We start from the raw sequence: 13,050 nt of genomic DNA, 5'->3' as shown, positions 1-13,050 counted from the left end.
ATCGAAGATAACAAGGGTTGGCCGCGACGGCCAACCCTTGTCGTTATAAAGACATTACATCAAGTTTTGTTCGGCAACGTTCAGATTCAGGTCCACCAGCTTGCTGCTGGGGTCATCGCCTTCCGGTTGCGCCTTGCCCTTGCCGCGCGCGGCTTCGATGGCGTCGAGGTAGGCCTCGTCGATATCGCCGGTAATGTAGCAACCGCTGAAGCAGGATGCCTCGAACACGTCCAGCTCGCGGTTAACGCTCTGCACGGCCTGCTCCAGCGCGTCCAGATCCTGGTAGATCACCGCGTCGGCACCGATTTCCGCGGCGATCTGTGCATCGTCACGGCCGGTAGCCAGCAGTTCGGCACGGGTTGGCATGTCGATGCCGTACACATTGGGGAAGCGCACCGCCGGTGCGGCCGAGGCAAAGAACACCTTCTTGGCGCCGGAGTCACGCGCCATCTGCACGATTTCTTTCGACGTAGTGCCGCGCACGATGGAGTCGTCCACCAGCAGCACATTGCGACCGGTGAACTCCAGCGCTACCGGGTTCAGCTTCTGGCGCACCGATTTCTTGCGCACCGCCTGGCCCGGCATGATGAAAGTACGGCCGATGTAGCGGTTCTTGATGAAGCCTTCGCGGTACGGCAGCCCCAGCGCATTGGCCAGCTGCAGTGCACTCTGGCGGCTGGAATCCGGGATCGGAATCACCACGTCGATGGTGACATCCGGGAATTGCCGGCGGATCTTCTCGGCCAGCATCTCGCCCATGTTCAGTCGCGACTGATACACCGACACCCCGTCGATAACCGAGTCCGGGCGGGCAAAGTACACATACTCGAACAGACACGGTGCCAGCTGGGTTTGCTCGGCGCAAATCTTGCTGTGCATGTCGCCGTCGAAGGGCACGTACACGCACTCGCCCGGTGCGACGTCGCGCAGCAGCTTGAAGCCGGAGCAATCCAGCGCCACGGATTCAGAAGCGAACATGTACTCGGTGTGACCATCCACCACATTGCTGCCCATCACCAGCGGACGGATACCATTCGGGTCGCGGAACACCACCAGACCGAAGCCGGCGATCATCGCCACCACGGCGTAGGCGCCCTTTACCCGGCGATGCACCGCCTCCACCGCGCCAAAAACGGCATCCGGCGTCAGCGAGGCGTTTTCCACGCGCGCGGCGATCTCGTGCGCAAACACGTTCAGCAGCACCTCCGAATCGGAGTTGGTGTTGATGTGACGCAGGTCGGTACGGTACATGTCCGACTTCAGTTCATCGGTGTTGGTCAGGTTGCCGTTGTGCGCCAGCACGATGCCAAACGGCGAGTTGACATAAAACGGCTGCGCCTCGGCCAGACTGGAAGCCGAGCCAGCGGTGGGGTAGCGCACATGGCCGATGCCGGCGTTGCCCTGCAGCGAGCGCATATTGCGGGTGCGGAACACGTCCCGCACCAGCCCGCTGCCCTTGTGCATGTGAAAGGTCTTGCCGTTGGCCGTAACAATACCGGCTGCGTCCTGACCGCGGTGCTGCAACAGTTGCAGACCGTCATACAACAGCTGGTTTACGGGCGTCCGACCTACCACCCCAAGAATTCCACACATAGTTAATCCCCAGACTACACGACTAAAAACAAGGGGTGAGAACGCCATGACGTCATCACCCCTCTATGGCAAAGCTAAGAAAACTTCATTTTCTGCGCCAGCATGTCCGGCAACCACGGCCGGCTGGCCAGCGCAACGGCCTCAAACGGCTGCGCAAACAGCGCGTTCTGCCAGTCACGGCTCTTGGGCAAGTCACTCAGGCCGCCAGCCATCACGACCGCAGTCGCCAACAGCAGACCGCGCAACAGGCCAAAAATGCCGCCAAAAAAACGGTTAACGCCGCCCAGGCCGATGGACTCCATCACCACGGTCAACGAGCTGCCCAGCAGCGAGGAACAGAACCAGGTCAGCAATAGCAGTACGACAAACGCGGCCACCAGCTGAATGCCTTCACCGGGCAGTGGCAAAAATCCGGATAGCATCGGTGCAAACGTACGCGCGGCCCACAATGCCAGCAACCACGAACCCAGCGACAGCAGCTCCACCGCCAGGCCGCGAAACAGCGAAATGGCGATCGAGCCGATAATCAGCGCCAGAATCAGGTAATCCAGCCAGGTCATGCCTGCGCTCCATTCATTACTGTGTCACTACGATGCCGGTCACACCGGCCTTGGCCAGGCGGCGCAGCGCCGCATCAGCCTCTTCGCGGGACGGGAACGGCCCCACCCGCACCCGGGTAACCTCGCCCTTGCTGGTTTGCACCTTGCTGAAGCGGGCATTTACCCCGGCTGCGGCCAACTTGCTCTTGAGCGCATCCACTTTGGCCGGGTCGGACAATGCGGCCAACTGCACGCTAAAGCGCTTGCCATCTGCGCCAGGCTTGGCGGCTTCGCTGGCCGGCTTGGCCGCCGCCTTGCCGCTATCGCGCCCTTCCAGAATGGCCATCGGGTCGGCCTTCTGGCTGTCCGGCTTTGGCGCTTCCTTCGGCTTGGGTTTTTCCGCCGGTTTGGGGGTGTCTTTCGGCGCCTCCTTCACTGGCGGTTTCACCACGGCGGGCGGCTTTGCTGCCTCTGGCGGCTTCACTGGCGCCGGTTCTGGCTTGGGCTTTTCTGTCACCGCCGCTACTGGCGCGGGCTGCGTGGCCGCTGCGAGGGGTACGGTTGCGGCCGCTGGTGGCAGCGTTACCGCCTCTTCCGGCGGCAGGGTTGCCAGCAATTCGGTTTCCGGTTGCGATGCCTGCTGCGGCGCGGCTGCCGGCTTGGGCACCACTGCCTGTGCGGCAGACGCGGTCTGCAAACCGGTAATGTCTACCGACTCTGGCTTCATGGCCTGTTCCGGCAAGGCGTCCACTACATTCCACAGCACGGCGGTCGATACCGACACCAGCACAATGGCGCCGACCAGGCGGCGACGGGCGCGCTTGCGCAGCATCAGCAGTTCATCATGAGTGGAAAGGGCCATCGACTATCCTCAAGCGCGATGATGGAGACGGTGTTGCATCACTTCGGCCACGGTATGGAACGAACCGAAGACCACGATTCTATCATTCTCGCCGGCACGCGATAAGGCGGCATCCCATGCTTCCGGCACCGAATTGAAGCGGGACACACCCTTGATGCCCATGCCTTCCAGTTCGCCGGCGATGTCGTCGGCACTGCGGCCACGCGGCATATCGAGACCGGCCACCAGCCACTCGTCGAACTCGTCCCGCAGCAGGCTCACTACCGCCGGTAGATCCTTGTCTGACAGCATGGAGAACACTGCGATGCGTTTATGGGCAAACGCCATGCGCTTCAGGCTATCAGCCAGTGCGCGCGCCGCATGCGGATTGTGGCCAACATCCAGCACCGTCAACGGACGCCCCGGCAACACCTGGAAGCGCCCAGGCCAGTCCACCTCCAGCAAGCCACGCTTGATGGCGCCGATACTTACCGGCAGTAGCGGCTTCAAGGCCTCCAGTGCCGCCAGTGCCGTGGCCGCATTGACCATCTGGTACTCGCCGCGCAAGGCCGGAATCGGCAGCGCATGCTTGTGCGCCGCGCCCATGTGGAACGACCACTGGTTTTCCATACGGCTGATACCAAAATCGCGTCCCAGCAGCTTGAGCTCAGCACCAATGTTGGCCGCATGCTCCAGCAACGACTGCGGCGGATTCGGGTCGGCACAGATCGCCACCTTGCCGGCGCGGTAAATGCCGGCTTTTTCGAAGCCCACCAGCTCGCGGGTGTCACCAAGATACGCTTGATGATCCAGATCGACGCTCACCACCACCGATACTGTCGGTTCGAAGATATTGATGGCGTCCAGACGGCCGCCCAGCCCTACTTCCAGCACGGCCACATCCACGTTCTGCTGCATGAAGGCATACATCGCCGCCAGGGTGCCGTATTCGAAATAGGTCAGCGATGTGTCGCCACGCGCAGCTTCCACGGCCGCAAAGCCCGCCACAATATCGGCATCGGGCAATGGCTGCATGTCGATGGCGACGCGCTCGTTGTAACGCAAAATATGCGGCGAGGTGTAAGTACCCACCTTGAAACCGGCACGGTTCAGCATGGTGGACAACATCGCACACACCGAGCCCTTGCCATTGGTGCCGCCGACAATCACCAGCGGAAACTCCGGCTGCAGCCGCATCGCATCGCGGACACGGGCGACACGCGTCAGCCCCATATCGATGCCCACCGGATGGGCTGCCTCCAGATAAGCCAGCCACTCGGCCAGCGATGCCCCGTTTGCAGGTGCCTGTACTGTCATTTTCACAACCTAGTTACTTCACGATGGGTCTGGTAACGGTGCCGCCCTGTCGCGGCTCCACTGAACATAAACACGCAGCGCACGGTGCACTTCCGCATCCACCGCGCCACGCCATACCAGCAGTTGGTAGCGTCGCCCCGCTTCATCCGCCAGCTGCAGCGCTACTAGCCAGATGAGGGCAGTACTGGCTGGCAACAAGTGCACCGGCAGCCAGTCGCCAGTCCGCTGCTGCACCGTCATCTGCCCGCGAGCATCGACCCGGAACGCCTGCAGTGGTGCGGCCAATCTGCCGCTCTGCCGCAGCAGGTACACCAGTGCCAGCAGCCAGCCAACCAGTACCAACAGCAGTTGCCACCACGGCAGTGCCAGCACAGCCAAGAGCAACAAGACGCTGGCACACAGCAACACTGCTGGCAGCAGGCGGCCGTACTGCAGCGTCGCGCCAAACGGCGTCATGCGTTGCGGGTGCATGCCGGCCGCAGCCCGACAATCAGACCGGGGTAACCGGGCTGTTCATGATGTCGCTATCGACGGTATCCAGCAGAGTGGAATGCACCTCCACGTCGAACCATTCCCAAAAGGTTTTCAGCGACATGTCCTTGGGCCACAGTGCTTCGTCCTCGTACCAGGACGCCAGTTCCATGCGGAAGATCTGTTCGTACAGCTCGTCGATATGCGCAATCGCATCTTCCGGCTCGTCGAACTCCGGCAACAGCAGTACCGTGCAATCGGCACGCAATGCCTCCAGCGACAGATCGATCATGTCATTGTCCGGCACAGCGTTCAGCCAGGTCAGGAACGGTGCTTTCGGCTTGATTACGGCTACCGAGCGGTCAACAAAGTACATGGCAATCCTTTCAGGTGGACCAGGCGCACGCGGCGGCCCGGTCTGGTTTGGCGCGCATTGTAACAGCCACGGCCGATCAAGGCGAAGGGCGCACCACCCCCGCATGATACAATCCGCCGTATTACCGTCCTCCTACCTTCCCCGCCCGCACCATGGCCCTGATTACCGTAGAAAAAGCCTGCCTTGCCTTTGGCCACCACGCCCTGCTCGACCACGTAGACTTCTCGCTGGACAGCGGCGAAGTCGTTGCCCTTATCGGGCGCAACGGCGCCGGCAAGTCCTCGCTGCTCAAGGCCATTGCCGGTGCGGTGAAACTGGACGATGGCCGCATCAACCAGCAGAACGACCTGCGTGTGGCCTATGTGCCGCAAGAGCCGGTGTTTGCCGAGGGGCACAGCGTGTTCGATGCCGTCGCCGAAGGCCTGGGCGACCTGAAAACCCTGCTGGTCGACTATCACCACCTCACCCAGCAGCTGGCCGACCCTGCGGCCAACCATGAGGCGATGATGGCGCGCATGACCGACATCCAGCACCAACTGGAAGCCCGCGACGGCTGGCAGTTCGACGCGCTGATCAGCTCCACCCTCACCCACCTGCAACTGAATGCCGACACCCAGGTAAGCGACCTGTCTGGCGGCTGGAAAAAGCGCGTGGCGCTGGCGCGCGCGCTGGTCGCCAGACCGGACGTGCTGCTGCTGGACGAGCCGACCAACCATCTGGACATGAGCGCCATCGAGTGGCTGGAAGAGTTGATCAAGAACTTTGCCGGCAGCGTGCTGCTGATTACCCACGACCGCCGCTTCTTGGATAACGTCTGCACCCGCATCGTGGAGCTGGATCGCGGCCTGCTGCAGAGCTATCCCGGCAACTTTGCCGCCTATCAGGTACGCAAGGCCGAGGAGCTGGCCATCGAGGAAGAGCAAAACCGTATCTTCGACAAATTCCACGCCCAGGAAGAGGTGTGGATCCGCAAAGGCATCGAAGCGCGCCGCACCCGCAACGAAGGCCGCGTACGCCGCTTGGAAGCCATTCGTCGCGAACGCAGCTCGCGCCGCGAGCGCGTCGGACAGGTGAACTTTCAGCTGGATGCCGGCGAACGCTCCGGCAAGCTGATTGCCGAGCTGGAACACGTCAGCAAGGCCTATGGCGACAAGGTGCTGATTCGTGACTTTACCAGCCGTATCCTGCGCGGCGACAAGATTGGCCTAATCGGCCCCAACGGCGCGGGCAAGACCACGCTGCTGAAGCTGATTCTGGGCGAGCTGCAAGCCGACAGCGGCATGGTGAAGCAAGGCACTAAGCTGGAAGTGGCCTACTTCGACCAGTTCCGCAGCCAGCTGGATGAAGAAACCAGCGTTGCCGACATCATCAGCCAGGGTAACGATTTCGTGGAAATCGCCGGCCAGAAGAAGCACGTAATGAGCTACCTGGAAGATTTCCTGTTCTCGCCGCAACGCGCGCGCAGCCCGGTGAAGTCACTGTCCGGTGGCGAACGCAACCGCCTGCTGCTGGCCCGGCTGTTCACCCGCCCGGCCAACGTACTGGTGCTGGACGAACCGACCAACGATCTGGACATCGATACGCTGGAACTGCTGGAAGACCTGATCACCAACTACAGCGGCACCGTCTTTCTGGTCAGCCACGATCGCGCCTTCCTCGATAACGTGGTGACCCAGGTCATTGCCTTCGAAGGCAACGGCCGGCTGGAAGAGTACCCGGGCGGCTATCAGGACTGGGTCGACACCCGCGCCCGCATGGCGGCACTGAAGCAGGACACTCAGCGCAAGGCGGCGGCAGCCAACCCCGAGCCGCAAAAGCAGGAGCGCGACCGCAGCAACCGCACGCAAAAACTCAGCTTTAATGAAAAACGCGAGCTGGAACGCCTGCCGGAAGAAATCGCGACCCTGGAAAGCGAACAGGCCGACCTGCAGGGCAAGCTGCAAGACCCCAGCGTGTACCGCGATGCCCCACTGCAGGCCCGCGACTGGCAGGCCCGCATCGAAGACATCGAGCTGGCACTGCTGGAAAAGCTGGAACGCTGGGAAACACTGGAGGCAAAACAGGGATGAAACTGCCGTTTACCGTCTTGCTGAGCGCTGCCTTGCTGGTGGCGTGCAGCACCAGCAGCCCACCGGCGAAAAAGCCGCGGCCGCCGGCCAGGACGGTAACGCTTTCCGGCATCCAGGCCGACGGCGTTGGCCGCGAGATTCTGCTCTACACCATGAGCATGCTGGATATCGACTACCAGTTCGGCGGCAGCAATCCGGAGGCCGGTCTGGATTGCAGCGGGCTGGTGGCCTACATCTACAAGAATGCCGCCGGCGTCAGCCTGCCGCACAACGCGGCGCAGATTGCCAGTCTGGCGCGCCCGGTCGGTAACAACCAGCTGCGGGTGGGTGATCTGGTGTTCTTCAACACCCTGGGCAGACCGTTTTCACACATGGGCATCTTCATTGGTGACGGCAAGTTCGTGCACGCACCGCGCAGTAACAGCACCATCCGTGTCGAACGGCTGGACAACAGCTACTTTGCCGCCCGCTATCAGGGCGCACGCACCCTGTTCGACTAATGAGCGCCGCTCCTGGCTGGCGTCAGCGCTGGCAAACCCTCAACGCCAGCCTGCCCGCCCTGCATCGCGATGGTATCGCCCTGCCGGCAGCGCTGCTACTGCCCCGCCTGCAGGCCGCCATTGATAGCGACGAACTGAGCGTGCATGACCTGCAATTCACCCCGCAAGGTGGCGAGCTGCAGCTATTGCTGAAGAAACCCGGCCGCCGTCTGCTGCGCATTCAGTTCCGCTTCGCCCCGGTGGATTGGCCGCAACGCCGCATCGACATCGACTTCACCTTGCAGGGTGAAAACCGCGACGCCACCCTGGCCGGTCGCGCCTTGGGCAAATTGATGCAGCTTGGCCTGGAAAGCGGCCTGGGGCTGCGTGCGCTGCAAAGGTTGGCCGCACCGCTGCAATGGCTGGTGTTGCAGGATGGTCGCGCCAGCGTGTTATTGGAACAGCTGCCGGCGGTGGCGCGCTGGCTGCAACAGCCACTGCTGGGCAAGCCGCTGGCTGAACGCTTATGCATTGCCGCCATCGACACCACCGATAACGCGCTGCGCATACGTCTGGCGCGAATCAAATCGCAAGACCAAGGGTAATCCCCTATTCCAATGTGCTTTGCAAGCCATCTGTGCTGTGTTTTCATTAGTTAGTCCTTAAAGACCACCGCGCCAAGCGGCTGGCATCTTGAAGGATGGTGAGCCCGGAGAAGCCACCACAAGAGCCAAAGAGCTCGAACACACAACACAGAGGAGATTACAGTGCAATCACTGCTTGCATTGTCGCGTCTTATTGACGCGATCACCGCACGCGTGGGCAAGGCCGCTTCCTGGCTGGTGCTCGTCGTCGTGCTCATCAGCGCCGGCAATGCCGTTGTCCGCAAAGCCTTCAACATCAGCTCCAACGCTTTCCTCGAAATCCAGTGGTACCTGTTCTCGGCCGTGTTCCTGCTGGCCGCCGCCTATACCCTGCAAAAAAACGAGCACATCCGCATCGACCTGCTCAACAGCAAGCTGTCGCCGCGCGGCCGCGCCATGGTGGATATCGTGTGCACCCTGCTGTTCCTGGTGCCGACCTGCCTGCTGCTGATCAAGTTCGGCTGGCCGATGTTTCTTGATGCCTGGGTGAGCGGCGAGATGTCGTCCGATGCCGGCGGCCTGATCCGCTGGCCGGCCTTCCTGCTGATTCCGCTGGGCTTCAGCCTGCTGCTGGCGCAGGCCATCTCGGAAATCATCAAACGACTGGCGTTTCTGGCCGGACAAGCCGCCGACCCGACCATCGGCAAAGCCGATCCACATCAGGAGGAACACGTATGAACCTCGAACTGATGGCACCAATCATGTTCTGCTCGCTGATCGTGTTTTTGCTGATCGGCTACCCGGTGGCATTCGCCCTGTCCGCGGTGGGTCTGCTGTTCAGCTGGATCGGCATTCACTTTGAGTTGTTGCGTCCGGAGCTGCTGCAAGCGCTGCCCAACCAGGTGTACGACATCATGCGGAACGACACGCTGCTGGCGATTCCGTTCTTTACCTTCATGGGGCTGATTCTGGAACGCTCCGGCATGGCGGAGGAGATGCTGGACACCATCGGCCAGCTATTCGGCAGCGTACGCGGCGGCATTGCTTACGCGGTGATCTTCGTCGGCGCGCTGCTGGCCGCCACCACCGGCGTGGTGGCAGCATCGGTGATCTCCATGGGGCTGATCTCGCTACCCATCATGCTGCGCTACGGCTACGACACGCGCATCGCCACCGGGGTGATCGCCGCCTCCGGCACGCTGGCGCAGATCATCCCGCCGTCGCTGGTGCTGATCGTGCTGGCCGACCAGCTGGGCACCTCGGTGGGCGACATGTACACCGGTGCCATGGCTCCTGGCCTGCTGCTCACCGTGTTCTACGCCGCGTTCATCTTTGCCGTCTCCCTGATCAAACCGCAGTGGGTGCCGGCGCTGCCACCGGAGGCGCGCACCCTGCACGGGCTGGCGCTGACACGGCGCGTGGTGCTGGTGATGATTCCGCCGCTGCTGCTGATCTTCCTGGTGCTGGGCACCATCTTCCTCGGCATCGCCACCCCTACCGAAGGCGGCGCCATGGGGGCGGTGGGCGCCATCATCCTGGCCCTGCTGAATCGCAAGCTGAACCTGAAGCTGCTGCAGCAGGCAATGGATTCCACCGTCAAGCTGTCCACCTTCGTGGTGTTCATCCTGATCGGCGCCCGCGTGTTCCGCATTGCCTTCCTGGGCGTGGATGGTGACAAGTGGGTGGAGCACCTGCTCACCAGCCTGCCCGGCGGCGCCACCGGCTTCCTGATCACCGTGAACATCATGGTGTTCTTCCTGGCCTTTTTCCTGGATTTCTTCGAAATCGCCTTCATTCTGGTTCCGCTGCTGGCACCGGTGGCGCACAGCCTCGACATCAACCTGATCTGGTTCGGCGTGATCCTGGGCGTGAACATGCAGACCTCGTTCATGCACCCGCCATTTGGTTTTGCGCTGTTCTATCTGCGCAGCGTGGCGCCGAAAGAGGTCAAGAGCACCGACATCTACTGGGGTGCCATCCCCTATGTGTTGCTGCAGCTGGTGATGGTTGGCCTGCTGATCGCCTTCCCGGGGCTGGTGACCAACGCGCTGCATGCCGAGGTGAAAACCAATGCCGACGATGCGGCCGCCATCATGCAACAGATGGAAGGTGGCAGCGGTGCCATCTTGCCGGATGCACTGGAACAGCCAGCCAGCCCGGCCGAGGCCTCCGGCACCGGCAGCGACCAGAGCAATGACCTGCTGCAGGAGCTGACCGGCAAGCAATAAGGCTTTGCGGTCAACCCCAACGTTGGCCGCAAAGCCACCCGACACAACAACAGAGAGATTCGGGCCGCACACGCCCGTGAAAACAGCAGTAGACACAACACAAAGGAGATCGCTGTGGAAAGACGTTCGTTTCTGAAGAAAGCCGGGGCCGTCGGCCTGGCCACTGCCGGTGTATCCGGCGCCGCAATCGCCGCAGATGGCCCAGCCATTCGCTGGCGCCTGGCCTCCAGCTTCCCCAAAAGCCTGGACACCATTTACGGCGGTGCCGAACAGCTGTCGCGTCGTGTCAGCGAGCTGACCGGTGGCAAATTCCAGATTCGCGTATTCCCGGGTGGCGAGATCGTGCCCGGCACCCAGGTGCTGGATGCGGTACAGAACGGCACCGTCGAGTGCGGCCATACCTGCAGCTACTACTACGTGGGCAAGAACAAGACCTTCGCCTTCGATACCACCCTACCGTTCGGCCTGACGTCGCGACAGCAAAACGCCTGGCTGTACTACGGCGGCGGCATGAAGCTGCTGCGCGAGTTCTTTGCCAAGTACAACATCGTCAACTTCCCCGGCGGCAATACCGGCACCCAGATGGGCGGCTGGTTCCGCAAGGAAGTGAAATCGCTGGCCGACCTCAAGGGCCTGAAAATGCGCATTCCGGGCTTTGGCGGCGAAATCATGGCAGCGCTGGGTGCCATCCCGCAGACCCTGGCCGGTGGTGACATCTACCCAGCACTGGAAAAAGGCACCATCGACGCCACCGAATGGGTCGGCCCGTATGACGATGAGAAGCTCGGTTTCTACAAGGTGGCGCAGCACTACTACTACCCTGGCTTCTGGGAACCGGGTCCGAACGTGTCGTTCTACGTATCCAAGAAAGAGTGGGACAAGCTGCCGCCAGAGTACAAGGCCGCGTTCGAGGCCGCCGCGGCCGAGGCCAATGTCAGCATGCAGGCCGAGTACGATGCCAAGAACCCGGTGGCGCTGGTCAGCCTGCTGCAAAAAGGCACCAAGCTGCACCAGTACCCGGCCGACGTGCTGAAAGCCGCGCAGAAGGCCGCCTTTGCGCTGTACGAGCAGGAGGCCGCCAGCAACCCGGACTTCAAGAAAATCTATACCGAATGGAAGAAATTCCGCACCCTGCAGCATGGCTGGTTCAATCTGGCCGAAAGCAAGATGGAAAACTTCATGTACGCCAACAAGGTTAAATAAACCTGAGTAATGGCAGCAAAGCCGCGCACTGCGCGGCTTTTTTGCTTTCATGCCGTCACTGGCTACAGTAAAAGAAACCCAGCCGGGAGGCAGACATGCTGCATAAACGTATTCTCACCCTGTGGCCGGCATTCATCACCGCTGCCCTGGCCACCACTTGCTTCTTCTCGGTATTCGACCCGCACGAACTCAGCCTGCACGGCGCGCGACTGTTCGAAGACAAGCTCACCGCCTATTCAGTCTTTTTCCTGATCGCCTGGGGGTTTGGCACCTTGAACGCGGCGCTGATTCTGCTGCTGGCACGCGAAGAAAAGGACATCAACGGCTTTGCCCCGCCGCCGGTGGACCCGGACGCCCGCTACGACCCGGAACCCGATTAACGCGACACCAAAAGCATGCGGCCAACCTTGCCCAACGGGAAGGTTGGCCGCATGCTTTGTGGCTGCGGATAGAGACCACCCCGATCAGACGGGGCGCTCGACGATAACGTAATACTTGCGCACCGGCTCCAGCACCTGAAATACCCCGCAAAAACCACCGGGAATCACCGCCGCCTCGCCGGGCCCGACTTCCCATGCCTCGCCCTGCTGGTTGCTCAGCCTTACCCGGCCGCTGATCACACAGAAAAACTCGTCCTTGTTGTCAGCAAAGGCAATGCACCAGGCGCCCGTTTCGCACGCCCAGACTCCGGCCGCCACCGCGCCATCATGGCTATCGAAAACATTCCAGGTCTCGCGACGGGGATTGCCGTCGAGCAGTCGCTCCGGCCGGGGGTAGTCGATGACGGGCGTTTGCCCATGTCCGGTAATGGCGATAATTTGTTGCATCACTTGCTCCGTTAGCCGGCCAGTGCGGCCGGGTCAAACACGCAGGGGTTCAGCGGCAGGTCTTCGTGCGGCATGCCGACGGTGGCGACCTCAAAGCGCTGCCAGCGTGCCAGTCTGGCCGGGGTGTCGAACATTGCGGCATGCAACTCATGCATGAAGTGGTACATGGTCTCCGCCGACATGTGCGCCCGCCCGAGCACAGCATCGCTCAGCACACAACTGACCGCTCGCCGCACTTGGTGTTGCGTTTGCGGCCAGTCGGCCTCGTCGCGTAGCGCGGACAGCTGCCAGGCACGTGCCAGCTGTCGGGTGGCGGCATTGGCAGCCGGGTTGGCCGCAAAACGCGTGGCGATCTTCTGGCCAACATCATCACGGATCAAGTCACCGTCACGGTCCGGCGGAAACAGCATGTTCTGGCGGAAACCGGGCCAGGCCGCCCACAACAGCAAGCACAACAACAGCACGGCCCCCAGCCAACCTGTCGTCTTTGCTGTCGGTTTCATCTCCGCCTCCCGTTACAAGC

15 protein-coding genes are annotated in these 13,050 nt (G+C 61.8%); 7 read left to right on the top strand and 8 right to left on the bottom strand.

Annotated elements, in window-relative coordinates:
• Positions 1 to 54 precede the first annotated feature (54 nt).
• From purF to ABNW52_RS08910, 6 genes are all read right to left on the bottom strand, one after another.
• Positions 55 to 1,593, bottom strand: a complete 1,539-nt coding sequence (purF, locus tag ABNW52_RS08935) for an amidophosphoribosyltransferase (protein WP_349586595.1) — start codon at positions 1,591 to 1,593, stop codon at positions 55 to 57.
• Between the two features lie 74 nt (positions 1,594 to 1,667).
• The gene (locus tag ABNW52_RS08930) at positions 1,668 to 2,153 is read right to left on the bottom strand and encodes a CvpA family protein (protein ID WP_349586593.1); all 486 of its coding nucleotides are present in this window, start codon (positions 2,151 to 2,153) and stop codon (positions 1,668 to 1,670) included.
• Positions 2,154 to 2,169: 16 nt separating this feature from the next.
• Positions 2,170 to 2,994: an SPOR domain-containing protein gene (locus ABNW52_RS08925; protein WP_349586590.1), complete on the bottom strand. Its 825-nt coding sequence runs from the start codon at positions 2,992 to 2,994 to the stop codon at positions 2,170 to 2,172.
• A 9-nt stretch (positions 2,995 to 3,003) separates the two neighbouring features.
• Positions 3,004 to 4,290: a bifunctional tetrahydrofolate synthase/dihydrofolate synthase gene (gene folC, locus ABNW52_RS08920; protein ID WP_349586587.1), complete on the bottom strand. Its 1,287-nt coding sequence runs from the start codon at positions 4,288 to 4,290 to the stop codon at positions 3,004 to 3,006.
• Positions 4,291 to 4,308: 18 nt separating this feature from the next.
• On the bottom strand, positions 4,309 to 4,761 hold the full coding sequence (locus ABNW52_RS08915) for a protein YgfX (RefSeq protein ID WP_349586584.1): 453 nt from the start codon (positions 4,759 to 4,761) through the stop codon (positions 4,309 to 4,311).
• Positions 4,762 to 4,780: 19 nt separating this feature from the next.
• Complete coding sequence (locus tag ABNW52_RS08910) at positions 4,781 to 5,137, bottom strand: hypothetical protein (protein ID WP_349586581.1); 357 nt, start codon at positions 5,135 to 5,137, stop codon at positions 4,781 to 4,783.
• A gap of 152 nt (positions 5,138 to 5,289) precedes the next feature.
• On the opposite strand from ABNW52_RS08910, the gene ABNW52_RS08905 reads away from it, so the two are divergent.
• The 7 genes from ABNW52_RS08905 (at position 5,290) to ABNW52_RS08875 (ending at position 12,080) form a co-directional block, all read left to right on the top strand.
• Positions 5,290 to 7,206, top strand: coding sequence for an ATP-binding cassette domain-containing protein (locus ABNW52_RS08905; RefSeq protein ID WP_349586578.1), 1,917 nt, complete (start codon positions 5,290 to 5,292; stop codon positions 7,204 to 7,206).
• The gene (locus ABNW52_RS08900; RefSeq protein ID WP_349586576.1) at positions 7,203 to 7,706 is read left to right on the top strand and encodes a C40 family peptidase; all 504 of its coding nucleotides are present in this window, start codon (positions 7,203 to 7,205) and stop codon (positions 7,704 to 7,706) included. The genes ABNW52_RS08905 and ABNW52_RS08900 overlap by 4 nt, the downstream gene beginning before the upstream one ends.
• Positions 7,706 to 8,290, top strand: coding sequence for a hypothetical protein (locus ABNW52_RS08895; RefSeq protein ID WP_349586573.1), 585 nt, complete (start codon positions 7,706 to 7,708; stop codon positions 8,288 to 8,290). The genes ABNW52_RS08900 and ABNW52_RS08895 overlap by 1 nt, the downstream gene beginning before the upstream one ends.
• A gap of 162 nt (positions 8,291 to 8,452) precedes the next feature.
• Positions 8,453 to 9,007, top strand: coding sequence for a TRAP transporter small permease subunit (locus ABNW52_RS08890; protein ID WP_349586570.1), 555 nt, complete (start codon positions 8,453 to 8,455; stop codon positions 9,005 to 9,007).
• Positions 9,004 to 10,497, top strand: a complete 1,494-nt coding sequence (locus ABNW52_RS08885; protein WP_349586568.1) for a TRAP transporter large permease — start codon at positions 9,004 to 9,006, stop codon at positions 10,495 to 10,497. Before ABNW52_RS08890 ends, ABNW52_RS08885 begins: the two co-directional genes overlap by 4 nt.
• Positions 10,498 to 10,611: 114 nt before the next feature.
• Positions 10,612 to 11,700, top strand: coding sequence for a TRAP transporter substrate-binding protein (locus tag ABNW52_RS08880; RefSeq protein ID WP_349586565.1), 1,089 nt, complete (start codon positions 10,612 to 10,614; stop codon positions 11,698 to 11,700).
• A gap of 95 nt (positions 11,701 to 11,795) precedes the next feature.
• Entirely contained in the window at positions 11,796 to 12,080 is a 285-nt protein-coding gene (locus ABNW52_RS08875; RefSeq protein ID WP_349586562.1) for a hypothetical protein, read from the top strand.
• 84 nt (positions 12,081 to 12,164) lie between these two features.
• Here the strand turns inward: ABNW52_RS08875 and ABNW52_RS08870 are convergent, their stop codons facing one another.
• Together ABNW52_RS08870 and ABNW52_RS08865 are read right to left on the bottom strand one after the other, a co-directional pair.
• The gene (locus ABNW52_RS08870) at positions 12,165 to 12,527 is read right to left on the bottom strand and encodes a cupin domain-containing protein (RefSeq protein WP_349586559.1); all 363 of its coding nucleotides are present in this window, start codon (positions 12,525 to 12,527) and stop codon (positions 12,165 to 12,167) included.
• A gap of 11 nt (positions 12,528 to 12,538) precedes the next feature.
• A complete protein-coding gene (locus ABNW52_RS08865; protein ID WP_349586556.1) occupies positions 12,539 to 13,030 on the bottom strand; it encodes a hypothetical protein in 492 nt (163 codons plus the stop codon).
• Positions 13,031 to 13,050: the final 20 nt, after the last annotated feature.

Source organism: Vogesella oryzagri (assembly GCF_040148885.1).
Taxonomy (GTDB): Bacteria; Pseudomonadota; Gammaproteobacteria; order Burkholderiales; family Chromobacteriaceae; genus Vogesella; species Vogesella oryzagri.
Note: the sequence above shows the minus strand (reverse complement) of the source record. Positions and strands in the feature narration are given on the sequence as shown.